General features: G+C 69.8%; 23 protein-coding genes. 8 read left to right on the top strand and 15 right to left on the bottom strand.

Translation table 11 applies throughout. The annotated features are described in order from the left end of the window. The first annotated feature begins 84 nt into the window (after nt 1–84). From HUA74_RS08380 to HUA74_RS08370, 3 genes are all read left to right on the top strand, one after another. A complete protein-coding gene (locus HUA74_RS08380; RefSeq protein ID WP_141649430.1) occupies nt 85–1,251 on the top strand; it encodes a sorbosone dehydrogenase family protein in 1,167 nt (388 codons plus the stop codon). Between the two features lie 70 nt (nt 1,252–1,321). Continuing rightward, the gene (locus tag HUA74_RS08375; protein WP_371817213.1) at nt 1,322–2,917 is read left to right on the top strand and encodes a cation:proton antiporter; all 1,596 of its coding nucleotides are present in this window, start codon (nt 1,322–1,324) and stop codon (nt 2,915–2,917) included. Next, nucleotides 2,914–4,047, top strand: a complete 1,134-nt coding sequence (locus HUA74_RS08370) for an NAD-binding protein (protein WP_174454086.1) — start codon at nt 2,914–2,916, stop codon at nt 4,045–4,047. Before HUA74_RS08375 ends, HUA74_RS08370 begins: the two co-directional genes overlap by 4 nt. A 126-nt stretch (nt 4,048–4,173) precedes the next feature. Here the strand turns inward: HUA74_RS08370 and HUA74_RS08365 are convergent, their stop codons facing one another. The 4 genes from HUA74_RS08365 to HUA74_RS08345 all read right to left on the bottom strand — a co-directional run bounded on the left by HUA74_RS08365 (nt 4,174) and on the right by HUA74_RS08345 (nt 10,522). Beyond that, the gene (locus HUA74_RS08365) at nt 4,174–5,346 is read right to left on the bottom strand and encodes a tetratricopeptide repeat protein (RefSeq protein ID WP_174454085.1); all 1,173 of its coding nucleotides are present in this window, start codon (nt 5,344–5,346) and stop codon (nt 4,174–4,176) included. Between the two features lie 88 nt (nt 5,347–5,434). Next, entirely contained in the window at nt 5,435–7,153 is a 1,719-nt protein-coding gene (locus HUA74_RS08360) for an aldehyde dehydrogenase (protein WP_174454084.1), read from the bottom strand. Between the two features lie 80 nt (nt 7,154–7,233). Beyond that, on the bottom strand, nt 7,234–10,134 hold the full coding sequence (locus HUA74_RS08355) for a M56 family metallopeptidase (RefSeq protein ID WP_254624971.1): 2,901 nt from the start codon (nt 10,132–10,134) through the stop codon (nt 7,234–7,236). A gap of 4 nt (nt 10,135–10,138) precedes the next feature. Beyond that, nucleotides 10,139–10,522 carry a BlaI/MecI/CopY family transcriptional regulator gene (locus HUA74_RS08345; protein ID WP_141648249.1) on the bottom strand — a complete coding sequence of 128 codons (384 nt, stop codon included), beginning with the start codon at nt 10,520–10,522 and terminating at the stop codon, nt 10,139–10,141. Nucleotides 10,523–10,769: 247 nt separating this feature from the next. Here HUA74_RS08345 and HUA74_RS08340 point away from each other — a divergent pair, with 247 nt between their 5' ends. Further along, nucleotides 10,770–13,013: a PAS domain-containing protein gene (locus tag HUA74_RS08340; protein WP_174454083.1), complete on the top strand. Its 2,244-nt coding sequence runs from the start codon at nt 10,770–10,772 to the stop codon at nt 13,011–13,013. Nucleotides 13,014–13,016: 3 nt separating this feature from the next. On the opposite strand, the gene HUA74_RS08335 is transcribed toward HUA74_RS08340, so the two are convergent. The 3 genes from HUA74_RS08335 to HUA74_RS08325 all read right to left on the bottom strand — a co-directional run bounded on the left by HUA74_RS08335 (nt 13,017) and on the right by HUA74_RS08325 (nt 16,478). Then, entirely contained in the window at nt 13,017–14,408 is a 1,392-nt protein-coding gene (locus HUA74_RS08335) for a hypothetical protein (RefSeq protein WP_141648250.1), read from the bottom strand. Between the two features lie 152 nt (nt 14,409–14,560). Beyond that, the gene (locus tag HUA74_RS08330; protein WP_174454082.1) at nt 14,561–16,171 is read right to left on the bottom strand and encodes a phospholipase D-like domain-containing protein; all 1,611 of its coding nucleotides are present in this window, start codon (nt 16,169–16,171) and stop codon (nt 14,561–14,563) included. Nucleotides 16,172–16,238: 67 nt separating this feature from the next. Next, nucleotides 16,239–16,478: a chaperonin gene (locus tag HUA74_RS08325; RefSeq protein WP_141648252.1), complete on the bottom strand. Its 240-nt coding sequence runs from the start codon at nt 16,476–16,478 to the stop codon at nt 16,239–16,241. 415 nt (nt 16,479–16,893) lie between these two features. Here HUA74_RS08325 and HUA74_RS08320 point away from each other — a divergent pair, with 415 nt between their 5' ends. Then, nucleotides 16,894–17,457, top strand: a complete 564-nt coding sequence (locus HUA74_RS08320; RefSeq protein ID WP_141641306.1) for a hypothetical protein — start codon at nt 16,894–16,896, stop codon at nt 17,455–17,457. A gap of 109 nt (nt 17,458–17,566) precedes the next feature. Beyond that, nucleotides 17,567–18,355, top strand: coding sequence for a hypothetical protein (locus tag HUA74_RS08315; RefSeq protein WP_174454081.1), 789 nt, complete (start codon nt 17,567–17,569; stop codon nt 18,353–18,355). A 21-nt stretch (nt 18,356–18,376) separates the two neighbouring features. On the opposite strand, the gene HUA74_RS08310 is transcribed toward HUA74_RS08315, so the two are convergent. From HUA74_RS08310 to HUA74_RS08280, 7 genes are all read right to left on the bottom strand, one after another. After that, nucleotides 18,377–18,775, bottom strand: coding sequence for a hypothetical protein (locus HUA74_RS08310; protein WP_174467888.1), 399 nt, complete (start codon nt 18,773–18,775; stop codon nt 18,377–18,379). 56 nt (nt 18,776–18,831) lie between these two features. Continuing rightward, a complete protein-coding gene (locus HUA74_RS08305; RefSeq protein WP_174454079.1) occupies nt 18,832–19,479 on the bottom strand; it encodes an anti-sigma factor in 648 nt (215 codons plus the stop codon). Between the two features lie 73 nt (nt 19,480–19,552). Continuing rightward, a complete protein-coding gene (locus tag HUA74_RS08300; protein WP_141641310.1) occupies nt 19,553–20,167 on the bottom strand; it encodes an RNA polymerase sigma factor in 615 nt (204 codons plus the stop codon). Nucleotides 20,168–20,243: 76 nt separating this feature from the next. Further along, nucleotides 20,244–21,164, bottom strand: a complete 921-nt coding sequence (locus tag HUA74_RS08295; protein ID WP_217443375.1) for an Immediate early protein ICP0 — start codon at nt 21,162–21,164, stop codon at nt 20,244–20,246. A 429-nt stretch (nt 21,165–21,593) separates the two neighbouring features. Then, entirely contained in the window at nt 21,594–22,097 is a 504-nt protein-coding gene (locus HUA74_RS08290; protein WP_246137012.1) for a hypothetical protein, read from the bottom strand. Between the two features lie 5 nt (nt 22,098–22,102). Next, entirely contained in the window at nt 22,103–23,017 is a 915-nt protein-coding gene (gene hemF / locus HUA74_RS08285; protein ID WP_174454078.1) for an oxygen-dependent coproporphyrinogen oxidase, read from the bottom strand. A 21-nt stretch (nt 23,018–23,038) separates the two neighbouring features. Next, on the bottom strand, nt 23,039–23,794 hold the full coding sequence (locus HUA74_RS08280) for a hypothetical protein (RefSeq protein ID WP_141641368.1): 756 nt from the start codon (nt 23,792–23,794) through the stop codon (nt 23,039–23,041). 169 nt (nt 23,795–23,963) lie between these two features. On the opposite strand from HUA74_RS08280, the gene HUA74_RS08275 reads away from it, so the two are divergent. Beyond that, nucleotides 23,964–24,557: a hypothetical protein gene (locus HUA74_RS08275; protein WP_174454077.1), complete on the top strand. Its 594-nt coding sequence runs from the start codon at nt 23,964–23,966 to the stop codon at nt 24,555–24,557. Nucleotides 24,558–24,585: 28 nt separating this feature from the next. Here the strand turns inward: HUA74_RS08275 and HUA74_RS08270 are convergent, their stop codons facing one another. Beyond that, a complete protein-coding gene (locus tag HUA74_RS08270; protein WP_141641313.1) occupies nt 24,586–24,876 on the bottom strand; it encodes a DUF3467 domain-containing protein in 291 nt (96 codons plus the stop codon). A 69-nt stretch (nt 24,877–24,945) separates the two neighbouring features. Here HUA74_RS08270 and HUA74_RS08265 point away from each other — a divergent pair, with 69 nt between their 5' ends. After that, nucleotides 24,946–25,746, top strand: coding sequence for a carboxylesterase (locus tag HUA74_RS08265; RefSeq protein WP_174454370.1), 801 nt, complete (start codon nt 24,946–24,948; stop codon nt 25,744–25,746). Nucleotides 25,747–25,799: the final 53 nt, after the last annotated feature.

Genomic DNA, 25,799 nt, shown 5'->3' with positions numbered 1-25,799 from the left:
GGACGCCTCCCCGAGCGTCCTCACCCTCACGTCCGCCATCCGTCACGCTGGCGCCCCCACCCGACCGCGGACATTAATCGCCCCATGCGCGCCTCTCGCCTGCTCGCCTCCGCCCTCGTGGTGCTCGCCGTGTCGGCCTCCGCCTGTCGCAAGAGCCAGTCCCAGGGCACCGCCTCACCCGAGGACTGCGTGCGCGTCGCGGACGACTGGGGCCCGGATGGCGCCGTGCCCATCACCGTGGACGTCGTCGCCGAGGGCCTGGAGGTCCCCTGGGGCATCGCCTGGCTGCCGGGTGGAGACGCGCTCGTCACCGAGCGACCTGGTCGCGTGCGCCTGCTCAAGGCCGGCGTGCTCCAGCCCCAGCCCGTGGCCACCGTGCGCATCACCCGCGCCGCGGAGGGCGGCCTGCTCGGCATCGCCGCGCACCCGGACTTCGCGACGAACCGCCAGTTCTACGTGTACGTCACCACCGACGCGGGCGGGCAGGACGAGAACCGCGTGGAGCGGTGGACGCTCTCCGAGGACCACACCACCGCGACGTTCGACCGCGTCGTCTTCGGCGGCATCCCCTCCGCGACGTACCACGACGGAGGACGGCTGCGCTTCGGCCCCGACGGCATGCTCTACGCGGGCACCGGTGACGCCCGCGAGCCGGACCGCTCGCAGAACGTCAATGACCCGGCGGGCAAGCTCCTGCGCCTGACTCCCGAAGGACAAATCCCCCAGGACAACCCCTTCCCCGGCTCCCCCGCGTTCCTCACCGGCATCCGCAACCTCCAGGGCTGGGACTGGAAGGATGCCACCACGCTGTACGTCACGGACCACGGCCCGAGCGGAGAGACGATGCGCCGGGGGCACGACGAGGTGAGCCTCGCCCGTCCTGGGAGCAACCTGGGCTGGCCCGGCATCTACTCGTGCGAGCTTCACGCGGGGCAAATCACGCCCTCGCTCACCTTCGCGGACGCGATGCCTCCCGGGGGCGCCGCCCTCTACACCGGCACCGCCATCCCCGAATGGACGGGCTCGCTGCTGGTGGGCACGCTGGGCTCGCGGCACCTGCACCGCGTGCGGTTCGCCGCTGACAACCCCGCCCGAGTCACCCTCCACGAGGTCTACCTGCGCGACACGTACGGCCGGCTGCGCGAGGTGAGCATGGGTCCGGACGGCCACCTGTACGTCACCACGAGCAACTGCGATGGGCGTGGGGACTGCGGGGCGAAGAAGGACCTCATCCTCCGCCTGAGGCGTTGAAGCCCGCGGCCGGCCGGCCTCTCAAGATGGGGTCGTGACCTCGCTCTTCCGTTCTGGAAGACTGCGCGCCGTGCACTTGGAGATGCCTCTCGTCATTGGATTGATGGTGGCTGCCATCGTCCTGGCCATCGCCGCCAAGCGGGCGAACATGCCCTACAACGTGGCGCTCGTGGTGGGAGGCCTGCTCATCTCGGTGGGCAACCTGCTCCCCGGCGTGCCGCCACTCAACCCGGAGGTGGTGTTCCTCGTCTGCCTGCCGGCGCTGCTGTTCGAGGGCGGCATCACCGCGGACCTCAATGGCATCCGCGCCAATGCCCTGCCCATCCTCATCCTGTCCACCGTGGGCATGGTGCTGGCCATTGGCGCCACGGGCACCGCGCTGCACTACCTGGTGGACCTGGCCATCTGGCCCGCGCTGCTTCTGGGCGCGCTGCTGGCCGTGACGGACACCGTCTCCATCCTCTACGCGTTCCGTCGCGCCCCGGTGCCGCCGCGCCTGTCCGGCATCATCCAGGGCGAGAGCCTCTTCAACGACGGCACGGCGCTGGTGGCCTACGCGGCCATCGCCAGCGTGGTGGCGGGAGCAGCGGCGCCGTCGCTGCCGATGCTGGCCGCGCGCGTGTTGCTCGCCTCGGCGGGTGGCGCGGTGGTGGGGCTCGCGGTGGGCATGCTGGGCGCCTTCGTCATCCGCCGCACCGAGGACCCGCTGGCCGAAATCATGGTGACGACGGCCGTGGCCCTGGCTTCGTTCGTGGTCGCCGAGCAGATTCACCTGTCGGGTGCCATCTCCGCCGTCGTCGCGGGACTGGCCGTCGGTGTCGGGCTGCGCAAGGACGTGTCCCCGCAGAGTCGGGTGGCCATCCACTCCTTCTGGGAGTACGCCACGTTCGGGGTGAACACCTTCCTGTTCCTGGCGGTGGGACTCACCACCAAGCCGGAGACGCTCAGCGGCTACCTGCCGGAGACGGCCATCGCGGTGGGCTGTGTGCTGGGCGGGCGCGCGGTGGCCATCTACGGGCCCTTCCTGCTCCTACGGCTCATCCGTCCGGCGGAGGCGGTGCCGCCGCGCTGGCAGCACGTCTTCATCGTGGGCAACATCAAGGGCGCGCTCTCCATCGGCCTCGCGCTGGGTCTTCCGGAGACGACGCCGGGCCGCGAGAAGCTGGTGGCCATCGCCTTCGGCGTGACGCTGGTGTCGCTGGTGGGTCAGGGATTGGTGCTCACCCACGCGTTGAAGTGGCTGGGCCTGTTCCAGCAGGACGAGGTGGCGCTGGCCATGTGCGAGCAGCGCGGCAAGCTCATCGCCAGTCGCGCGGCGCATCAGGAACTGGCGTCGCTGCACGAGCAGGGGCTGGTGCCTCGGGCCGCGTATGACCACCTGCGCAGCGAGTACCAGGTGAGCATCGCCCGTGCGGAGCGCGAGCTGCGGCGGCTCAATGACCATCACCTCGCGCAGGGGGCGAGGGACCTCATCGCCATGCGGCGTCGGCTCATCGACGCGGAGCGCACGGCGCTGCAGGTCGCGCGCAGGAGCGGCCTCATCCCCGAGACGACGGCGGAGCACATGCTGGCGCAACTGGATGAGCGGACACTGAATCTGGAGAAGGTGTTGCACGGAGCGCACGGCGACGAGCCGGCAACGGAGCCCGGGAGGAAGGCGTCGTGAAAATCGTCATCGCGGGTGGGGGACGGGTGGGCAGTGTGCTGGCGTCCCGGCTGGTGGCCGAGCAGCACACCGTGACGGTCATCGAGCGGGACGCGAGCATCTGCACGCGCCTCTTCGAGGAAGTGGGCGTGGTGGCGGTGTGCGGGGACGCGACGAGTCCGCAGGTGCTTGAGGCGGCGGGAGTGGCGTCCGCGGACGTGGCGGCGGGGGTGCTGGCGAGAGATTCGGAGAACCTGGCGTTCGCCATGCTGGTGCGCAGCATGTCCCCCGCGCGCATCATGGTGCGCATGCTGGACACGAGCTATCGCGAGGCGTACCGGCTGGCGGGAGTGAAGGAGCTGGTGGCGGAGGCGGAGGTGGTGGTGGCGAAGATGACCACGGCCATCGACTTCCCGCAGGTGGCGGGCTCGCTGCCGCTGGGCGACGGTGACACGGTGCTGTTCGAGCTGGCGCTGCCGTTGCGCGCGCGCGTGGCGGGACAGACGGTGGCGCAGGTGCGAGCCATGGAGGGCTTCCCGCGCGAGTGCATCTTCATCGGCATGGTGGACCCGCAGGGTCGCGCGGCGCTGCCGGATGGGAGCACGGTGCTGAAGGCGGGGCACACCATCATCCTCGTGGCTCGACGCGCGCAGCTCGCGGAGGCGGTGTCGTTCCTCACGGCGGAGCCAGTGGGGACGACAGGCGCGGCGGCGCTGGCGGCGACGCTGCGCAAGGTGGACTTCCTGGCGCCGTTGAATCCGGAGGAACTGGAGACGGTGGCGCGCGGCGCGGAGCACCTCCAGTGGCCGGCGGGCACGGAGCTGTTCCGACAGGGCGACGCGGGAGAGAGCTTCTACGTGGTGCTCGCGGGCGAGGTGCAGCTCAGGGACACGGGAGGACAGGCCGTGGCCACGGTGAAGCCAGGAGGCTTCTTCGGGGAGCTGGCCCTGCTGACGGGAGAGCCGCGCACGGCCACGGCGGTGACAGCCACGGCTTGCGAGCTGGCGGCGGTGGGCCGCGAGGACTTCCGCAGCGTCGTCATGGCCAACCCGGGCGTGGCGCTGGAGATGAGCCGCATCCTGGGAGAGCGGCTGTCGCGCGTGCAGGGCGGCAAGACGCCCACCAAGCGCTGGGGCCTCTTCGGCCGGTAGCACCCGCGAGGGTGGAGCGCACGAAGCGCCAGGGCGTCTCCACCCCGGCGTCGCGCCTTCGATGCGACGAGGCCCGAGGGTTTGCTGGGCACACGGTGCCGTGCCCAACAACACCGCGCGAGGCCCTCAGCCCTCGTTCAGCTTCTTCAACAACCGCTCGGCCTGCTCCCGGACGACGCCTTCGCCCAGCGCCTGCGCACGCTGCGCATGGTGGATGCACGCGGCGCGGTCCGTCAGGAAGGTGGCCACCGCCATGTTGAGGTGCGTCGTTGCATCCTCGGGATGCGCGGCCAGTGCCCGCTCCAGGAGCGGCTTCGCGCGAGCGTGTTCGTCGTCCTGCATCAAGAGCAGCGCCAGGTCATTGACGGGCCCCAGCTCGGTGGGCACCAGCGCCACCGCCTCCTCCAGTCGCCGACGCGACTCCGCGCGCTCACCCAACGCGCCATGCATCTGCGCCAGCGCCTGCAACGTCTGCCAGCTCCTGGGCGCCAGCCGCAGCGCCTCCTCGAAGAGGTCCTTCGCCTCCGCGAAGCTGCCCGCGCTCATCACCGCCAGCCCGTGCATGTACACGTAGTTGATGTGCGTCGGCTCCAGTTGGCGCAGCTCCAGCACGGTGCGCTTGGCGCCCTCGGGACTGCCCCCTGACAGGTACAGCTTGAAGAGGTCCTCCAGCACCGCGCGCCGCAGGCCTCCCTGCGCCTTGTCCAACGCCTGCGTGCCCGCCTGGATGCCCAACCCCAGCGCACCCTGTGCCGAGTGCGCGCGCATCAACATCAACAGCGGCATCGCTTCCTGCGGCGCGCCCTCCGCCGCCTTCTGGAAGTGCGTCACCGCCGCGCTCGGCGTGCCCTGCTGCAGATGGATGCGCCCCAGCTCGAAGTGCGTGTGCGCGCTGTCGGGCGCCACCTGGAGGGCGGACTCATACGCGGCCCGCGCGCCATTCAAATCGCCCCGGTCCAGCAACAGGCCGCCCAGGTTGAAGCGCTCGAAGTAGCCCGACGTGGGGGCCGAGGCCAGCACCTTGAGGGCCTCCAGCGCCTCCGCGTTGCCCGCCTGCGCCCTCAACATGGCGAGGTGCGCCTGCCCCTCCGCATGGTCCGGCTTCGCCTTCAGGAGCCGCAACGCCGCGGCCTCCGCGTCGCCCGCCGCGCCCGTGCTCAGGTACGTCCGGACGAGCCCCAGCAGACAGTCCACGTCGTTCGGGTCGATGGCGAGCCCCTTCTGGAAGCTCTTCACCGCGTCCTGGGGCTGACCCACCTGGAGAAACCGTCCGCCTTCCCGAGCATGCGTCGATGACATGCTCCGGGTTTATCACGGGGTGGCGAGCCCCGGCAGCCCGAGGAAGGGCCACCCCCGAGCCTCCGCTCACAGAGCGATTCCACGACACTCAGCGACGCAGCGCCGCCGCCGCGATGCCCGGCATCTTGAGCCAGGACGGGGACCGCTCGAACTGGACCAGCCTCCGCCCCAGGTCACGCACGCTCCGGTGTCCGGGGACCCACGGCGGGGCGAGCAGGCTCGTCAGCGGCGCGCGGAGGACGGACTTCTCCACCTGCTCCAACATGAGGCTGTTGTGAACCCAGCCCTGGCCACTCTGGATGTCCTGGGGCGTCGAGGACGGATGCCCACCCCAGGGCAGCGAGATGAGCGCATAACCCGCCGCGGGCCAGGTGTTCACCGCCACCGTGCCATACCGCAGCTCGCGAATGGCCTTCTCCAGCGCGGCCGCCACGGCCGGGTCCTTCAGCGAGCGCGGGTGGATGATGAGGGTGGCGTTCAGCGTTCCCCACACCTTGTCGTTGAGGAACGACACCGCGCTGTCGAGGAAGGCCACCGGGTCATCCGCGCCGGGCAAACCCGTCTCCGAGAGCACCGTGCACCACGGCTCGTGACGGAAGACGCGGTCCTCGGCCTGCCGCGAGTCCACGTCCGGAATCAACGCGAAGGGCAGCTCGCCCACGCCCGCGTGGCCCACCTGCCGCAGTTGGGAACGCCCCTCGGTGAACTGGCGCCAGCGCTGGTCCGCGCCCGGGTAGTACGCGCGTCGCACGGCGGCCTTGCCCAGGCTGACCTCCACCGCATCCACCACGTGCTCGCGCGGCTTCCAGGCCTTGGGCTGCACCAGCAGCTTCGCCGCGTTGCAATTGAAGGACGCGTTGTTGGCCACCATGCCGGCGATGCTGTCCGCCTGGAAGCGCAGCTCCCCTTCCGAGTACGGCCCCGGCACCACCACCACCGGCGAGATGTTGCCCAGCTCGCTCGTGAAGGGCTTGCGCAGCAACGGCTCGTTGCGCGCGCGACGGGCCTCCGCCTCCGGACCGGGCGGCCCCCACACCAGCGCGTCATGCGTCTTGTCGCTGCCGGTGATGTGGACTTCATCCACCGCCGCGTGCCCCACCAGCACCGCGCCCTCCTCCGCGCCGCCGTACACCACGGCGAAGACATCCCGCCGCGTCAGCGAGGCGAAGGCCTGCTCCAGCATGGGCCCCAGGTAGGCGTTCACCGGGTTCATCTTGAGGACGCACGCGGCGCCCTCGACGAAGAGCTTGTAGAGACAGTCGGCGGGCGGAATCGAGTTGACGTTGCCCGCTCCGAGCACCGCGCACAGGCGTCCGTCGTGTGGCTTGCGGTAGAACGAAGCCTGGTGCTCGCGGAGGTTGCTCGCCGTGACGCCGGGGAGGAAGTGGACCTCCCCCTCGGCGTGGGGCAGCAGCATCCCCTCGAGCGCGTTCATCGGGTAGATGCGCGCCGCGAGCCTTCCGTCCTCCAGCGTGCGCAGGCGAGAGGCCGGGATGCGCGGGACACCGTGACGTTGGATGTCTCGCAGGGAGGCGGCCAGCAGGCGCAGATTGCGCACCACCACCATGGGCCCGGCCAGCCACTCCTCGCCAGCCAGGGGGCTGTTCGGGTCGATTCCCTTCGCCTCACACGCCGCGCGCACGCTCGGCTCGGCGATGGCCATGTAGCCACGGCTGAGGTCCTCCAGCAGCGAGAGTCGTTCGGGAATCCCGAGCTTCACCCACGCTCGCGAGCCTGCCTTCACCCGCTGGATGATGGTCTCCAGCGTACCGGTGGGAGTACTGCGGGGCGTGGCGGCGAGGCTCATGGGGACCTCCGGCAGCGGGCGGGCTCCTCAAGGTAGAGGAGCGCCAGCCCGCGCGTCACAAGTCCCCACGCGGACCGTCATCAGGTGGGCAACGGCTTGCCCAGGCCCTTGCGCAGCGCCTCGTCGATGACGGACTGGATCTTCTTTTCCGCGTCGCGAACCTGGTTCTCATGTTGCTTGGCGAGCTTCTCCTGCTCGCGGCCCAGCTCCTCCTGTTGCTTGCCGAGCTTCTCCTGCTCGCGACCCAGCTCCTCCTGTTGCTTCGACAACTCCTCCTGCTTCGCGTCGAGGGCGTCGATCTCCTTGTCGAGTTCGGCCTCCTGCTTGTCCAGCTCCGCCTCGCGACGCTCGCGCTCGGCCTCGGAGAGCGAGTCCAGACGAGCGGATTGCAGATGCAGCCCCGCCCGCTTGTGAGCCAGTTCGGCGTGCTGCAGGCCCAACTGTCCCTGCTGCACTCCCAGCGCGCCCTGCTTCATTCCCAGCTTGCCCTGCTCCTCGCCCAGCGCGCCCATGCGCGTACCCACTCCACCTTGGACCAGGCCGAACTTCCGGATGGGCTCCAGCGCGGCCTTCATCGCCGCCAGGGTGGCCGTGTCGCGGATGATGAACGCCTCGCCCTTGCGGCGGACGTAGAGCAGCTCGCCGCCGTTCTTGTCCTTGAACATCTTCGCGAGCTTCAGGTCCACCGTGCTGCCGCGCATCGTCGCCTTGTCACCGGAGAGCAACACGTAGCTGGAGTCGTCCTCATCGTCGTAGTCGGGAGGAGAAGGCGGCGAGGGCGGAGTCGGAGGCGCCACGGGGGCGGCGGGCACACCGGCCATCGCCAGCCGCGGCGTCAGAGGGACAGCGCGCGGCGCCGCAAGGGACAGCATCGGCCTCGGCGCGACAGGAGACGGCCCGGAGGGAGACGCCACCGCCATCGGAGCGATGGGGCTCAGCCCCGCTGGTGACGCCACCCCCACCGGAGCGACGGGGCTCGGTCCCACTGGAGACGCCACCGCCTTCGGCGCGATGGGGCGCAGCCCCACCGGTGACGCCACCCCCACCGGAGCGACGGGGCTCGGTCCCACTGGAGACGCCACCGCCATCGGCGCGATGGGGGGCAGACCTGCTGGAGACGCCACCCCCGTCGGAGCGACGAGGCTCCGCCCCGCTGGAGACGCCACTCCCATCGGAGCGACAGGGCTCGGTCCAGTCGGAGACAGGGCCGCCACCGGCGCGACGGGGCGCGGCCCCACCGGAGACGCCGCTATCGGCGCAACAGGACTCGCAGCGGCGATCGGCGTCGCCGCGTCCATCGTCCCGGTGCGCACAGTGCCCTGCTTCCTGGAAGGCACTGCCGCCGGCTGGGCGCTGTCGGTCGACGTCGGCGCACCGGGACGGGTCTCCGCCACGGCCGTCAGCGCGGGAGGCGTGCTCGACGCGCTCCCCTTCTTCGACTCTGTCTCCGGCACCGACTTCGCTTCCTGTCGAGCGACGACCTGGAAGGGAACCAGGGCCACGAGCCCCAGCGCGGAGAGCGTCACTTTCAACCAACGACGGGAACGGGAGGAACCGATGTCGACGTGCTCCAGCATGCTCAACCTCCTGTGCAACGCGTGAACGTGGGCGGACGCACCGAGCGCGGCGGCGGTCCCATGAGGACGGGTGACTCCGAAGGCGAGCAACAGTTCGCCGTAATCCGCGGGCTCCGCGCCGGTGAGCCGCAGCGCTTCCGCGTCACACGCCTCCTCACGGGCCAGCGCGTATTCACGGGCCGCCCGACGCGCGAGCGGGTGGAAGAAGAGCAGCGCCTCCGCGAGTGCCGGCACCCAGCCGAGCCACAAGTCACCGCGCTTCAGGTGCGCCACCTCGTGTGCCAGCGCCATGCGCAGCCCTTCCACCGGAAGCCGCCGCACCGCCTTCGTCGGCAGCACCACCACCGGAGACCACAACCCCGTGGCCAGCGGGCTCGCCACCTCGTCCGACACGAGCAACCTGGGAGCGCGTCGCAGTCCCGCGCTCTCGGACAGCTCGAGGACCTCGGACTCCAATACCGGGTGCTCCAGGGGGCGGGCGTTCCGGCGCAACCGCCGCATCAACGCCCAGCTCCGCACCTGCGCTCGCACCTGCCACAGCACGCCCACCACCCACGCAGCCAGGAGCGCCAGCACGACGAACTGCTTCCAGCCTGCTCCCGAGGCACGTGCCCCAGGCGTCGACGGCTTCAGCAGTCCGCCCGCGACGACCTGCCCGCCCTCCGTGAGACGCGGAGACTCGGCCCCCAGCACCTTCGCGGCGTGACCGCCCTCCGTCAGGCGCGGAGACTCGGCCCCCAGCACCTTCGAGACCTGCCCGCCCTCCATGAGATTCGGAGTTCCTGCCTCCGACCTCCTCGCGCCCTGCCCGCCTTCCGCGAGACGCGGAGACTCGGCTCCGAGCATCCTCGCGACCTGCCCGCCCTCCGTGAGATTCGGAGATCCTGCCTCCGACATCCTCGCGCCCTGCCCGCCTTCCGCGAGACGCGGAGACTCGGCCCCCGGCGCCTTCGTGCTCTGTCCCGCCGGCACCAGGTGGACGGCGCCTCCCACCATCCCGAGGTTGCCCACGTGCGCGTCACGCTCGCCCACCAGACCGTGCGCCGCGCCGATGGACGGAGCCCATCCCTCCGAACCTCGTGACACGGGCGACGCCCCCACCGCTCCGCCCTCGACGAGCGGCGCGCCATCGGACTCCGACGACTCCGCCTGCCCGGAGAGGAACGCGAGCGACGCGGGCAACACCGGCAGCGCCAGCGGACGCGGCCCACCCAGCGACACCACGAACTTGAGCGCCACCAACCACCACATGCCCGCGCGCAGCGAGGCCGGCATCCGCGTCCACAGTCGCGTCACCGCCCACACCAGCGCGGCACACAGCGCGCCCTGCCACGACGCTCGCCACAACCCTTCCGGCCACGACGCCAACCACGTGGCCCCATCCATCAGCCATTCGGTCCGCATGGAGCTATTCCTTCCGCTTCTTCGAGCGAAGCCGCGCCACCACATCCTGGAGCTGCGCGAGGTCCTTGTCGGAGACGTCATCCGCGTCAGAGAGATACGCGGCGAACGGCGACAGCGAGCCGGACAGCGTGCGCTGGACGAAGTCACCCACCACGTCCCGCAGCAGCTCCCCCTCCCGCACCGGCGAGGCGTACTGGAACACGCCCTCCACCTTGCGCCGCGTGAGGTAACCCTTCAGCCGCAGCCGCTCCATCACCGTCAGGATGGTGGAGCGCGCCAACCCCTGCGGCTCACCGAAGCGCTCCACCACCTCGCCCACCGTCGCGGGCCCGTGCTCGGCCACGTACCGCAGCACCGACAGCTCCTGCTCTCCCACCGGCTTCTTCATGACCGTCCTCTGACGACAACTGTAGTCACAAGAGAAGTACGCGTGACTACAGCCGTAGTCAAGCGGGTACCAAGGGAAGAAGCGACCCTTTCCCGCCACTGGGACGAGTCCCATGTTTGGGAATGAGCGGGCGACATGCCGCACGGAGGTGGCGCCAGTGTCGAAGGGCGACATGCGGGAGGGGCAGGCAAGGCCGGACGCCTCCGCTCCGGCGAGTCCGTCCCGTGCGCCAGAGCGACTCCTCCAGGTGGGCACAAGCCTCCACGCCGCGCTCATCGTGGACGCGAAAGGACGCATCGTCTGGATGGACACAGTGCTGGCCCTGGCGGCCGGCTGGGAGCAGGGCGACGTCGAGGGACGGAGGTCAGAGGAGGTGCTCGCCCGGCTGCCCTGGCTCGCGCGCGCGGTGGAGTCGGCACTGTCGAGTGGACAGGGGCTGGGCGAGGGCAGCGGACGAGGGCAGCGGCTGCGAGCCCTGGTGCTGGCCGTCCATGGGGACGATGGCTCGGTGCTGGGAGCCTGCGCGCGACTCCAGCCTCGGGAGCCTCCAGAGGTGGCGAGGGACGCGCTGACCGCGGAGCTCTCACACGTCCGCAAGCGCTACGAGGACTTCATCGACAGCATCGACGGCATCGTCTGGGAGGCCGATGCCGGGTTTCGCTTCACCTTCGTCAGCAGACAGGCCGAGCGACTGCTGGGCATCCCCGCGGAGGAGTGGATGCGCGACCCGGATTTCTGGGCGCGACACGTCCACCTGGATGACTGGGCGGCAGTCGTATCCTGCTGTCTGACCGCCTGGCGACAGGGGCGGCCCCAGGAGTTCGAGTACCGCATGCTGGCCGCCGACGGGCACATCGTCTGGATGCGCGCCCACGTCACGGCCGTCTCGGAAGAAGGCCAGCAGATGCTGCTGCGCGGACTGATGGTGGACGTCACCGAGCAGCGCCAGTCCCACGAACGCCTGGAGCACGCCCACTCGGTGCTGCGCGCGATGTTCGACTCCATCGCGGACGGCGTCATCGTGGTGGACGCGGAACGACGAATCATCGCCTACAACAAGCGCTTCCAGCTCATGTGGGGCCTCAGCGACGAGGTGATGGAGTCACGCGTCGCGCAGCGGGCGCTCGCGGCGGCGGCGCCGTTGACGAAGGACCCGGCGCGCTTCGTCTCGCGCATCCAGGACCAGTACCTCCCCTCGGACGCCATCAACGTGGACCCCATCGAGCTGCGCGACGGACGCATCTTCGAGGGCACGTCCCTGCCGCAGCGGATGGGCGACGCCATTATCGGCCGCGTGTGGAGCTACCGGGACGTGACGGAAGAGCGCCGCGCGAAGGTCGAGCGGGAGCGGCTGCTCGTCGCGGAGCAGAATGCCCGGGAGCAGGCCGAGGAGTCCTTCGCGCTGCTCGACACGTTCCTCAACCACGCGCCCGTGGGGCTCGCCTTCATCAACCGGGAGCTGCGCTACCTGCGCATCAACGAAGCGCTCGCGTCACTGCATGGGCGCACGCGCAACGAGGAGCTGGGCAGGACGGTGTGGGAGATGAACCCCAACATGGCCCCTGCTTTCGCGCCGCTGATGCTCCAGGTCATGGAGACGGGCGTCCCCCTGAGCGACATGGAGATGTCCGGCCACGTGCCCGCGACGCCCCACGAACTGCGGCACTGGCGCGTCAGCTACTACCCGGTGCGGACGCCCAGCGGCGGCATCGTCGGCCTGGGCGCCGTCGTCATGGAGGTGACGGCGGAGCACCGCGCCCAGCAGGAGCGGGAGCGGCTGCTGAAGGAAGCACAGGAGGCCATCAGCGTCCGGGACGACTTCCTGTCCATCGCCGCCCACGAGCTGAAGACGCCGCTGACGCCGCTCAAGCTGCACCTCCAGATGATGAAGCAGCAGGCCTCCGCCGGCCATGCCCCCAAGCCGCACCACGTGGACAAGGCGCTCGCCCAGGTGACGCGGCTGTCCGTGCTCATCCACGACCTGCTGGATGCCACACGCATCGAGGCCGGCAGGCTGGAGCTGCGCCGAGGGCCCGTGGAGCTACAGGCGCTCGCCAGCGAGGTGCTCGCGGAGGTCCGCCCGCTCGGCCCGCAGCACACGCTGGAGTACGAGGCGCCCCCGGAGCCGCTCGTGGTGAAGGGAGACCGGGGGCGGCTCGCGCAGGTGCTGACCAATCTGTTGGAGAACGCCTTCAAGTACAGCCCCAGCGGGGGCGTGGTGCGGCTGACGCTGGAGCGCGACGGAGCCGAGGCCCGGATGGCGGTGAAGGACTCGGGCATCGGCATCCCCGAGGACCAGCGCGAGCACCTCTTCCAGCGCTTCTTCCGCGCGCGCAACGCGCCCATCTCCGGCTTTGGCGGGCTGGGGCTGGGGCTCTACATCTGCCGCGACATCGTCGAGCGCCACGGCGGCCACCTGGAGGTGGACACGGAGGTGGGCAAGGGCTCCACCTTCCGCGTCACCCTGCCCTTGGAGCCCGGGGACACCTGAGGCTCAGCGCTGGAAGTCCACACCCACGCCCATGCCCGCCGTCACGCCGCGCACCAGCTGCCCATCCGCCTGCGGGAAGTGCACCGTGCCTCCGGAGCCCCAGGCGTACAGGTGGTTCACCAACCGCTGGCGGACCTCCACGCCCAGCGAGTAGCGCGGCCTGTCTCCCAGCGCCGTCAGCACCGCGCGCGCCAGGGCCCGGGTGCGGCCTCCAGGCAGCTCGAAGCCCGCGGACACATCCAGGTCCGTGCGACCGAAGCCGTGGTACTGCGCGGCCAGGCTGCCCAACAGCAGCGTCGTGTCCGCGCTGCCCTTGGCGATGGACGCCTCCAGGTAGCCGGCGAAGCCGTCGGGGAGTTCCTCGTCGGCGATGGGCTGCTCCGTCAGGCCCGTGCCGGAGAAGCGCCCCAGCTCGTAGTCTGGACCGAACATGCCGAAGCGGAAGCGCCCGCCCTGCTTGCGGCCCTGCAGCGTGAAGCTCAGCTGCGTGCCGCTCTCCATCTGCCCCTCCATCGCCACGCCCAACAGGCCACCGACGGCCGGCGAGTGCGCCTCCGCGAAGCGCGCGCCACCGGCGAGCAGCGCCCACGCGCGCAGGCGCTCACCCTTGTAGAGCGCCACGTCGCCGCCCACCGAGGCCAACGTCATGTTCGGCGTCTCGCCGCCCGCCTTCGCCGCGTCGTGCGCGGCGGACAGGCGCAGCAGGTAGCGGTCGAACTTGTTCGCGTCGTCACTCGCGGCGCGGCCCAGGTCCAACATCACCTCGCCCGCGAAGATGCGCGCGCCCAGCACGTCGCTGGCCAGAATCTCCGCGCGCACCGGCCCCTTCAACATCGTCAGCGAGCCACCCGCGGGGTGATAGTCCGGCGACAGCACGTTGCTGTAGCGGCCCATCAGGTATCCACGGCCCAGCGACTCGTCGGCGAAGGGCTCCACGCGCAGGTAGAACGGCGACTGTCCCTCCTGGCCGATGCGCAGCATGCGCACCACCTGGCCGATATCGCTCAGCTCGTCCCAGTCCTCGCGGCGCAGGCGCCCGCCGTAGTCGCCGTCCGCCTGCTTCGGCTCCTCGTCCACCATGCGCAGCCGCAGGTTCGCGCCCAGTCGCAGCACGAAGCTGTCCCCCTTCGTCAGCCCCAACGACGGGTACACCCGGATGAACAGGTCCTGCCCGCCGTCCGGCGTCCCGGAGGGAAGGCTCAGGCCACCGGCCTCGAGCTGACCGCTGAAGCCAAAGCCCTCACCGCCCACGCGACTGCCGGGCGGCGCGGGCTCATCCAGGCGCGCCGCCGACACGGGCGTGTCCTGGCTGGAGGGCGCGGGCTCCTCCTCGTAGATGGTGGAGCTCTGGTTGGAGACGAGGGCGAAGAGAGCGAGAAGGGGGGCACCAGTCATCGTCCCCTGAGTCTACCCGGCCCCGTGCTCCAGCGAAGCAGCCAGCCCTCACGGTGTGGGTGACACTGCCGAGCCTCGGCACACCCGCCGCGCGGGGGTGACACCCATGTCACGCTCCGCCGCTGCCCGAGCGGGCCCGCGCACCGACGGCCTCAGCCTCCGCAGCGGCCGCTCTCGTCATCCGGGCCCGCGGGGAGAATCGCGCGGTGGGGACGCTCCTCCGCCGCGCCCACCAGCCAGCGCGACAAGAGCCGGACGCCGGAAGCGAACAGCCCGTCCTCCGCGCCACGCAGCGCCTCGAAGAGGGACTCGTCCAGCACGGAGTCCTCCGGGTCGATGACCAGCTCCTCCGGCTCCAGCGACTTGAGCAGCGGGCTCTGGTCGAACACCGTCTCCAGGGGGTGCGGGCGGAGCCGGTGCAGGCCCGCGCTCGCCACCGCGTCCAGCCATTCCACCCACGTCGGGTCCGCGCGAGCCAGTGGCATCAGCTCCTCCGCGCCCGACAGCCCCGCGTGCTCCGCCAGGAGCGACACGCGGACGCGGCGGATGGCACGAGCGACGACGTCGCCCGCCTCTTCCGACTCCCAGCTCAGGTTCAGCTCCGAGTCCAACCCGAGGCTGCGATTGGTGGTGTTCGCCGAGCCCAGCGTGAGGAAGCGGTCATCCACCACCATCACCTTCGAGTGGATGTATGTGAAGACATCGGCGCCCGTCTCCGGATTGCGCCCCGCCGAGCAGTACACCCGGAAGGTGTGTCCCGTCTCCAGCGCCATCCGCTCCAGCGTGCGCAACAGCCGCACCTGGGCCACGCCCATGGCCAACTGCTCGCGCAGGGCCTCCGGCTGTCGGGGCAACACCAGCACCACCTGAATCGGTGGACGTCCGGACGCGCGGAAGCGCTTCACCAGGGCCTGGAAGATGGCCCGCGACGAAAAGTATTGGTTCTCGATGTAGATGAACCGGTCGGCCGCCTCGATGGCGTCCAGGAACAGCGCGCGCACCTCCTGCACGGCCTCCTGCGGCGGCACGAGCGTCTTTCCGAAGGTGCGGCTGATGGCCACCGGCCCGGGTGGCGCCGGCACGCTGGACGAGAACGTCACGTCATCCCGCGCCACGCGCGGCAGGTGCAGCTCTCCCCCGCCCGAGTGCGCCCAGCGCGCCTCGAACAGCTCCGTCAGGCGCTCCACCACCGGCCCGGTGAGCACCGACTGCACGTCATGGTAGGGCCCATGCGGGTCCCTCCCGCTGTCACACCGCAGCGCCGAACCCACCCGGTGGTCGCGGTCATCCCAACGGCAATCACAGACATCCATCCCGCCCGTGAAGGCCTGCACCCCGTCCACCACGACCAGCTTCTGGTGATGGGCGCCGTACAAGGGACTGGAGGCGTCGAAGCGGAAGCGCACGCGCTCGTTCGTCGTCCAGTTGAACAACAGGTGCTGCATCCACTCGCGCTCCATGGCGAGCAGCAGGCTGAAATCCCACGCCAGGATGTAGACGTGCAGCTCCGGGTTGGCCCGGCACAGCGCGTCCAGCATGGGCAGCAGGCGCACCTCGCCGCCCCGCGCTTCCTCCAGGTCTTCGCCCCGAAGCAATGACACGTCACTGTCGAACTGCCAGCCCGTCATCGCGATGTAGCGACGGGCCTTCTTCGCGGCCCGGTACAGCTCTCGGTAGTAGGCGCGCCCGTCCACCAGCACGCCGCCGTCGCTCGCCTCTTCCACCGTCCAGCAGTTGCGCCCGGGAATGATGATGCGCTTCACGCTGTCCGCTCCCCTCGCCGCCGCCCTCCCCCAGCGCCACGCCCCGTGGCGCCCCGCGCGCGCAACCTCAGCCCACGAAGACGATGTGCTTGCCGGTGGCCAGCGTCATGTCCGTGGAGGACATCACCTGCTTCACCTTCTTCACCTCGCCCCCCACGGTGTCGAACGCCGCCGCGATGAGGTCTCCCAGCGTCACCTGCACCTGCCGTGCGTGCTTCCCCGCACCCGACACCGCCCGAGCCGTCGTCGCCTTCACCTGCCGAGCCTTACGACGGATGACCTGCCCACGCTGCTGAGTCTTCGCCATGGTTCTTCTCCAAGGATGAGGGATGCACCGCGCCACCACACCGACCCGCCACCGCCGCCGCCGCCCGCCTGCCCCCAGCCCAAGAGCAACCCACGTGCCGAACGACAACCCCGCGTCTTCACTGGAATCGGGTGCTCCAACCCACCCCTCAGCCGGGGGAAGAACTGCCATTTTTTCAGTCCGGCGTGCGAACTCCGCACGACCTGACAGCCCCGCCGCGCCAGCACACCCGCGCCCCACTCCTCCCACGTGAGTGTCTGGAATCAGACACGAGACATCGAGACATGGGTCAGCCTTACCCCCAATGTAAAACGTATTCACGCCAGCGGAAAAGTTTAAACATATCAGTCAATTTGAAAAGACCTGAGAAAACGGTTTCAATGCGTGGCATCGCTTCTTCCGAGGACATCCACGTATGGAATTGAAGACTCCTCCCGCACAGCCCACCTTCGCGACCTACCAGGGCGTCGAAATCGTCGGACAGTCCATCCTCGCCATCGTCAACGGAATGGAGCTGGCGCAGGCCCGGGCGCTGCGAATCCTCGCGGAGAATGGCATCACTCCACTGGAAGCGAAGACGTGGTACCCGATGCCCGCATTGCTGAAATCTTTCAGCCTGGTTTTCGAGAAGATTGGCCCCAGCACGGTGCGAACGATTGGCCGGAAGATTCCAGACAGCGCGCACTTCCCGCCAGACATCGACAACCTGGAAAAAGGCCTGCGAGCGGTGGACCTGGCGTACAAGATGAACCACCGGGGCAAGGGCAACATCGGGGGTTACCACTACGAGCCGGTGGACAAGCGCAACGCGAAGATGCGCTGTGACAATCCCTATCCGTGCGACTTGGACTACGGCCTGCTGGAGGCAATCACGGACAGGTTTCGCCCCAAGGATTCGCTTTGGGTGCGTATTGAACATGACCCCAGGAGTTGCCGTCGCAGGGGAGATGGGGCCTGCACGTACAACATCAGTTGGTAGCGCACATCGCAGGCCTCCAGGCCCGCGTGGCTCCCCGCGCGGACCTGGGCACGTCGTCAAAGACACTCCGCCAGGGCCGAACGGAGACATGCATCCGGGAGGGACATCCATGAAGGCCGTGCTCCAACACATCGCGGTGTGCGAGGAGCGGTTCGCCTCACACCCCTTCTTCGCGGACCTGAAGCAGGACCGACCGATAGAACAGGTGATGGCATTCGCGCCTCGCCTCACCTTCTGGGTGATGACGTTCCAGGATGTGCTGCGCCTCAACGCGCACTTCATCCAGGACGCGCACCTGAAGGAGCTCGCCACGCATCACCATGCGGAGGAAGGCGGGCATGACCAGTGGTTCGAGGACGATATCGCCCAGCTCACCGGGGGCTCGCTGAGCATCGGCGCGCTCTACGGCAAGGCTCACGCGAAGACGCGCGACGCCGCCTACTCCATCATCAGCGAAGTCTACCGCTCGGTGGATGACCGGCTGCGCATCGTCCTCTTGTGGGCGCTGGAGTCCACCAGTCACGTGTTCTTCAGCCGCACCGCGGTCATCAGCGCGACACAGGGCGCGGACGACAAGCTCAAGTACTTCTCCGACCACCACATGCAGGCCGAAGCGCAGCACGCCATGTTCGAGCAGCAGTTGGCGGAGGAGCTGGAGGCCATGGTGCTGGCGCCGGAGGTGCGCGAGGACGCGCTGGCCATGGTGAACCGCATCTACGCGGCGTTCGACACCATGTTCGACGGGCTGCGCATCCACCTGGAGCACGAGCGCGCCGACCAGACGGAGCCGCGCCGCGCCACGCTGGCCCCGGCCGCGAACGCGGAGGCAGAGGAGCCCTTCGAGCTGGATGAGGCTGACTTCAGCGACGTGGCGCTGGCGGTGGACCGGGCCGCCTGAGGCGACCCGCGGCAGGTCCGACTACTTCGAGGGCGGGGAGAGCACCAGGATGAGCTCTCCGCCCACGTGTTTGCCCGCCTTCTGATAGACGGCGCCCTGCCGGCCCAGCTCCACGTCCAGCGTGGGCTGGCGCGGAATGGCCACGCGCACGGTGGCGGTGCCTTCCTTCATGCCCAGCAGGAGCAGCGACGCGTTGCTGCCGTTGGGCAGCTTCACCTCGGTGGCCGTCTTCGCGCCCACTTCCAGCTTCTCGTTGGACAGGCGCTTGAAGGACGTGAAGTTGAAGTTCTGCTTCTGGAACTGCTCCTTCATCTTCGCCAGCTCCGGGGGCTCCACTTCCGAGCCCTTCTTGGAGGCGAGCACCACCTCCACCTGGATGCTGACCTTCTGCTCCTCCTGGGCCTGGCCGACCACCGGCATCAGCAAGCCCAGGCCCAGCACGGCCAGCAGCAGCCGGCCGGACGACGCGTTCTTCTTCACAGGGGACCTCCCGAGGGGCGCTCCACGTCGGTCTTCGGCTTGCCCAGGGGCTTGGGCCCCTTGCCTTTGTTGCGAAGCCCGCCGCCAATGTCCTCTTCCAGCTCCTCGTCCTCTTCCGACGGGGAGCCGTCCTGCGTCTCTTCATCCACCAGCCAGATGATGGTGCCACCGTTGTCGGTTTCCATCACCACCGGCGCCACGCGGGCATCCTGGTAGGGCTGGATGGACTTCACCGTCATCCGCTCCGCGCCGTAACCCACCGGGGCCTTGTCGCTGAGCAGCAGCGGCAGGCCCACCAGCACGAGCACCGCCGCCGTCGCCAGCGAGGAGACCATCGCCGTGCGCTGGTAGAGGAACATTTCGGACAGCGCCAGCTTCAGCCGCTCCAGGAGGGGCGGCTTCTCCGGCGTCACCCGCGCCATGACCTTCTGCGCGAAGTCCTTGAAGTCGACGTCATCCACCGCCATGTCCAGGCCGACCCGGAGCAGGCCCGACTCGGCCCGCAGGTCCGCCGCGCGCCCCGTGCAGTCGCGGCACGCGCCAAGATGACGCTCCACGTTCACCCGCTCCGCGGGGGTCAGCTCCCCGTCGACATACGGGGAGAGCATGGGGACAAAACGCTCACATGCGGGATTTCCGGCCATAACCTTCACCCTGCTCGGTGGTGGATGCTGCGAACGCTGTGACGCGGGGGTCCCTCAGATATTCGAGGGCCCTTCATTCGCTGCCCACTCCGCTCTTCGCTTCGTCCAACTCCAGGTATTCACTCAGGATTTTCTGGACCTTCGCCCGGGCATGGAAGAGGCGGCTCATCACCGTGCCCTTGGGAATGTCGAGCGTCCGGGCCAGGTCCTCGTAGGACATGCCTTCGATCTCCCGGAGGAGGAGGATGGCGCGGTGCTTCTCGGGCACCGTGGCGAGCGCTTCCTGAATCTTCTCCGCCAGCTCACGCCGGAGCGCGCTCTTCTGGGGATTGGTGCCCAGGCGGCTGCCGAGCGCGCCGATGCGGGCCTCGGACAGGTCCATGGCCTGGTTCTCGTCGAACTCCACCGCCTCGCCTCCACCTCCGCGCTTGCGCAGCACGTCGATGCAGATGTTCACGGTGATGCGGTAGAGCCAGGTGTAGAACGACGAGTCGCCCTTGAAGTGGTCCAGGTACTTGTAGACCTTGACGAACGCCTCCTGGGAGACGTCCATCGATTCCTCCTTGTCCTTGAGCATGCCGAGCGCAACTGCGTACACCTTGCGCTGGTAACGCTCGACGAGGAGTTTGAACGCGCGCTGGTCGCCGCTCCGGACGCGCTTGACGAGTGTAAGGTCGTCGGTTGCCAATGGGTGCGGCAACGTACCACAAGCCGGCCAACGCCGAGGACTTTCCACCGCCGGGCAGCCTCCCCGGCAAGTCTCCCTAGAGGCTCACGAGCGCCAGCACCAGGAGGGCGATGCCCGCCAGGGCCAGCATGGCCCCGAAGGCCGCCCTGTCCCACTGCCCCTGCGCCACCGCCCCGTCCTCGGGGTCCGAGCGGAACCGGTGCAGCACGTTCCAGAGCATTTGCGGCCCCAACCGCTTGCCCGAGGAGCGGCGCCGGCCGTCGGAATCCGAGGGCTGTTCGTCGGAATCCTCGGACTCGGACGCCCTCATGCCCAGCGGCGCGGGGCCGCCCCGGAGCGTGTCCGGTCCCCGGGCCTGCATGGCGAGAGCTCCCTCGGCCACCCCCTCCTTGCGGACCGCGGCCTCCGAGTGGCGGACCTCCGGGGGCGGCTCCAGCCGGACGGTGGCCACGCGCTCGCGGGCCTCGTCGGGCGTCCTGGCCTCCAGCACCCACAAGCCCTGCGTCACCCCGTCCTGGCCGGTGCGCGCGTCGCGCAGCTCCGCGAAGCCCTGGCCCTTGAGCGACTCGCGGAAGGCCTCCTGCCCCTCCTTCTGGGGCGGCTGGGCCACGGCGGCCTCGGCGTAGGCGGCGAAGAAGGCCCACAGCCGGGTGGCGCGCTCGGTGCTCGACAGCTGCGAGGGCTTGAGGTGCTGGGCCAGCAGCGCCGCGTCCGAGCCGAAGCGCAGCCCCAGCTCCTCCTGGCCCGCCACCTTCACGAGCCCGGGGGGAATCAGCTCCGCTACCTTGCGCAGCGGCGCCCGCTCAGTGCCACCCAGGGTGGGATGGCCGCCAGGGATGGCGCCCTTGGTCCGGAAGGCGTCGCCCTTCCCATGGCCCCCACCCTCCAACCCACCTCCTTGGGGAACCTTGGGGCCGCGCGGCCCTCCCGCGGGCGACTTGAGGATGAGCTGGGCGAGCCGGCTGAAGTTGGAGGTGATTCGCGAGGAAGCGGACATGAGCGGTGCCTCGTCATCCGTCGTGGGAAGGGGCGTCTCTGGCACGTCCCCGGTGGGCTCCGCCGAAGGACTCCGGGAGCCTAACGCGGGCGCGTCCCGGGGGCCGTTTGGGGAGCTGAACGAAGTGTCCGCCAGCGACGCCGTGCCCCGGGGAGCATTTCCGCTCTCACGCGGTGTGTCGGAGACGGGGGCACGCCAGATGCGGGTGGGCTCCGCGCCTTCTGGCTCCATGCCATCCGCCAGCAGGGGCAGCCCCGCTGGGGGCGTCCGAGGACTGGCGCCCGAGTTGGACGACGCGCGCGGGCCATGCTCGCCACGAGGCTCCCCGCCGCCCCTTCCTGCCCGGGGACCGTCGCGGGGCCCCCTCATGTCGCCGACGTGGCCCATTTCCCAGATTCTCGCCCGGAGCGAGGATCAGGTTGCGGCCAACTACTCGCCTTCGCGCTCCACCTCGACGGGCGTGGTCATTCCGTTGGCGTCCAGACGCACTCGGTAGACGGAGTTCAGCCCGTCGCCGTCGAAGTCGCCGCGCGCCAGGCACGACACCTCCGGCTCGCCCACGGGGCTCTCCTGCACCACCACTTCGTACTGGAAGCGCACCTTCCCCTCCGGCTCGAAGCCGAGGCGGTGGAAGACGTCGTTCTCCGGGAAGGGCACCGACTCGCCGCCGCGCGGCACATCCCGGGGCGTGGGGCCGGCGACCTGATAGGCGCCATGCTCGTCACGGTATGCCTGCACCGCGTCACACAGCGCCAGCACGTTGAGGCGCGCCTCGGTGTCGGTGGGTCGCTCGCTCGACTGCCCGACGTGCCGGAGGCCGAGGACGCCCAGGATGGCGGCGAGGACTCCCAACCCGGCGGCGAGCAGGGGCCACCGCTTGAGGAGGTTGCCCGGCGGGGACGGAGGCGGAGGGGATGTGGAGGGGTCGGACATGGTCCTCAGCTCTCCGGCGTCCAGGCGGCCCAGTCGCGGGGCTGCTTCAGCACGTCCACCAGCCGGGCCTCCCAGCTTCCGGGCTCCGGATGATGGTCGTAGCGCCAGCGCGTCTGGGGCGGCAGGGACATGAGGATGGACTCGGTGCGCCCGCGCGTCTCCAGCCCGAAGACGGTGCCGCGGTCATAGACGAGGTTGAACTCCACGTAGCGCCCGCGCCGCACCTCCTGCCAGAAGCGCTGGGCCTCGGAGAAGGGCGTGTCCTTGCGTCGCTCGGCGATGGGCAGGTACGCGTCCAGGAAGGCCCGGCCACAGTCGCGCACGAAGTCCAGCTCGCGCTCCAGGTCGCCGCCCATGTTCTCGAAGAAGATGCCGCCCACGCCGCGCGTCTCCTCCCGGTGACGCAGGTGGAAGTACTGGTCGCACGCGGCCTTGAAGCGCGGGTAGTACGCCAGGTCGTGCGCGTCACACGCGGCCTTGTGCACGCGGTGGAAGTGCGCCGCGTCCTCTTCGTAGAGGTAGTACGGCGTCAGGTCCGCGCCGCCGCCGAACCACGCCTTCCCGCCCTGATGGATGAAGCGGTAGTTGGCGTGCACGGTGGGCACGTGAGGGTTGCGCGGGTGCAGGACGAGGGAGATGCCGCCGGCCCAGAAGGAGCGCCCCTCACCCTGGAGCTTCTTGGCGAACTGGTCCTCCAGCTCTCCGAAGACCACCGACGTGTTGACGCCCGCCTTCTCCAGCACGGCGCCGTCCTCCAACACGCGGCTGCGTCCACCGCCCCCGCCGGGCCGCGTCCAGGCGTCCTCGCGAAAGCGTCCCGTGCCGTCCAGGCGCTCCAGCGCGCCGCAGATGTCGTCCTGCAGCGACTGGGTGAAGGCGGCCATCCGCTCCTTCAGACTCTCCACGTCCACCTTCGTCATGCGTGCTCCTGGCGATTGCCGCTACGGCGCGGAGTAGTCGGCCGGCGCCTCGAAGTCCACAGGCGGAACGGGGGGCGCGTTGTGGCCCGCCGCATCGAACGCCTCGATGCGCGCCCGGTAGCTGCGGCCATCCTCCATGGCGAACGTCCCGCTGCACGCCTCGTGGCCGATGAAGGCCGTGTTGTTGTGCACCGGCACCACGTACTGCTGGATGCTGGGGCCCGGACGCCGGGGCTCCAGCTTCACCACGAGATACGCGGGGCTCTCCTCCTTCAGCGACAGGTTGAGGCGCACGAAGCGCGCGGTGCCCTGGGCCGTGCGGCGCAGGAAGCCCTCCGAGACGGCGGGGCGCTTCTGCCAGCGCGGCGGCTGGGTGTCGGCGCCCTTGCCCGTGTTCCATTCGGGCAGCGCCCCCGCCCGGCCGTTGAGCACGGCGACGTTGGGCAGCAGCTCGTCGAGCCGCAGCGTGTAGCGCTTGTCCGGCTCCAGCTTGCCCACCACCTTGAGGACGATGGTGGCTCGACCCAGGCTGCTCTCCCAGCCGCGCTGCGCCTTCACCTCCACCTCGTGGGTGTCCGCCACCAGCCGCAGCTTCTTGCCCACCAGCGCGACCACGGACTCCCGGGCCGTGCCCACGCCCTCCAGCAGGAAGCGGCTGTTGATGGGGACGATGGCGCCGGGCGTGGGAAACAGCTGCACTCCGTCACCCAGGCATTGGGCGGAGGCGGCACGAGCGCACAGCAGCACGAACAATGAGACGAGGATTCTGAGCACGATTTCCCAAGTCTGCGCCCCTGCGGGATGGATGCCAACCCGTTCAGTGTCCCCGGCGATATGGGGGACACGCACCGTGCGTTTCCAGGAATAGTCCCCCGCGCGCCGGGCCCCGGGCTCGCGGGCAGCTGCTCCCTCCGTTTTCCTCCGGGGACTTTCCGAGAACATCACCATGCGCTCACGCCTTTCGACGTGGGTGACGGTCGGGCTCCTGTGGGGAGCCTGCGGCTGCGCCGTCACGCCTGAAACCCGCCAGCAGTTGGTGGAGACCACCAGCGGCAACGCCATCTACAACCTGTCGGCGGACGCCCTGCTGACGACGACGCGGCGCCTGCTCGCGGAGCAGAAGTACGAGCTGCTCCCCAGCTCGGACCCGCTCTACATCCACACCACCTGGCGCATCCGGGGCAACACGGACATGGGCGCCAGCTGGAGTCGCATCTTCGTGCAGGTCCATCCGCTGTCGGACGGCCGCGCCGTGGTGCGAGCCTACCGGATGGCCTACACCACCAACGGGCGCGCGCCCATGCACCCGACCCTGGGCGCCGGCACTCGGGACTCGAAGCTGGGGGATGGAGCGGCGACGGCCTACGTCCAGGGGGAGCCCATGTCGCCGGCGAAGCCCATCGTGCGCCGCGCCTCGGATATCGAATGGGAGGTGCTGTCGCGCGTGGAGCCCAGGCTCGCCGCCCACCTGGAGGCCCGCGCGGAGGCGTACCTGGCCACCGGACGGAAGGACCCGAGCGCGCCCACCGAGGAGGAGTGAGCGCGCCGCCGGGCGCCGGGGCTTCGCGTCAGTGCATGCCGCCGTCGTCCTCGCGCAGGACGATGGCGCCGTACTTCGCCTCGTAGCGGTTGAGGTTGTCCTGCATGGCCAGCATCAGCCGCTTCATGTGCTTGGGGCTGGTGATGATGCGCGAGCGCACCTTGGCCCGGAGCTGCTGCGGCTGGACGTAGATGAAATCCAGCGTGAATTCCGTGTCCGTATGGTTCACGAGGGCCATGTTGGCGTACTGACCATTGGCGACGTCCTCGTCGATTTGAATCTGCAACTGCATGTCCGGGGGCTTCGGAGTGTCCGCCATGAGGCATGGGGCATAGCGCCTGCGCCTCCGCGTGGCCAGCCTGACGTCATGATGGATGCCTCGCTCGCCATGGACGCGGAGAAGACGGAGCCCTTCGAGCTGGGACAGGGCCCGGACGCGTGCCTCTTGCTGCACGGCTTCACCGGCAGTCCCTGGGATGTGCGCCCGCTGGGAGAGGCGCTGGCGGCGCGGGGGATGCATGTGGTGGCGCCGCTCCTGCCGGGCCACGGCACCACGCCCCAGGCGCTGCTGGGCGTCACCTGGCGCGACTGGCGGGACGCGGCCGAGCACGCCCTGGGCGCGCTGCGGGGTCACCGGAGCATCTTCGTCGCGGGGCTGTCCATGGGCGCGCTCCTGGCGCTGGGGCTGGCGGCGGACCATCCGGAAGCGGTGCGAGCGCTGGCGCTCGTCGCCCCGGCGGTGCGCTTCCGGGGGCCTCGGATGATGCTCATCCGGCAGTTGTCGCGCACGCCGTTGTTGGAGTGGGCCCGGCCGTGGGTGGAGAAGACGGGCACGGACATCTCGGACCCGGTGGCGCTGGCCCAGGCGCCGGTGCTCTCCGGCTTCCCGGTGGCGCGCCTGCGGGATTTGGTCACCCTGCAGGACGCGGCGGCGCGAGGTGTATCGCGGGTGCGCTGTCCCGTCCTGGTGGCGGTGGCCGAGCAGGACCACGTCGTGGACCCGGAGGGGGGACGGTGGCTGGCGCGCCGGCTCACCGCGTCGCCGAGCGTGCGCGTGGTGTCGCTGCGACGCGGCTTCCACGTCATTCCCCGGGATACGGACGGCCCCCTGCTGGCGAGCGAGGTGGGTGGCTTCCTGACGCAGTGGCGTGACTTCGGGGAATGGGAGCCACAACCGGCGGGCGCGTGAGCGGGGCTTGGGACGCGGCGAAAGGGGCCGCATCCGTATATCAAGGGCTCGCA

The sequence above is a fragment of the Myxococcus sp. CA051A genome (assembly GCF_013336705.1).
Lineage (GTDB): Bacteria > Myxococcota > Myxococcia > Myxococcales > Myxococcaceae > Myxococcus > Myxococcus llanfairpwllgwyngyllgogerychwyrndrobwllllantysiliogogogochensis.
This window is presented reverse-complemented; position numbering and strand designations above follow the sequence as displayed.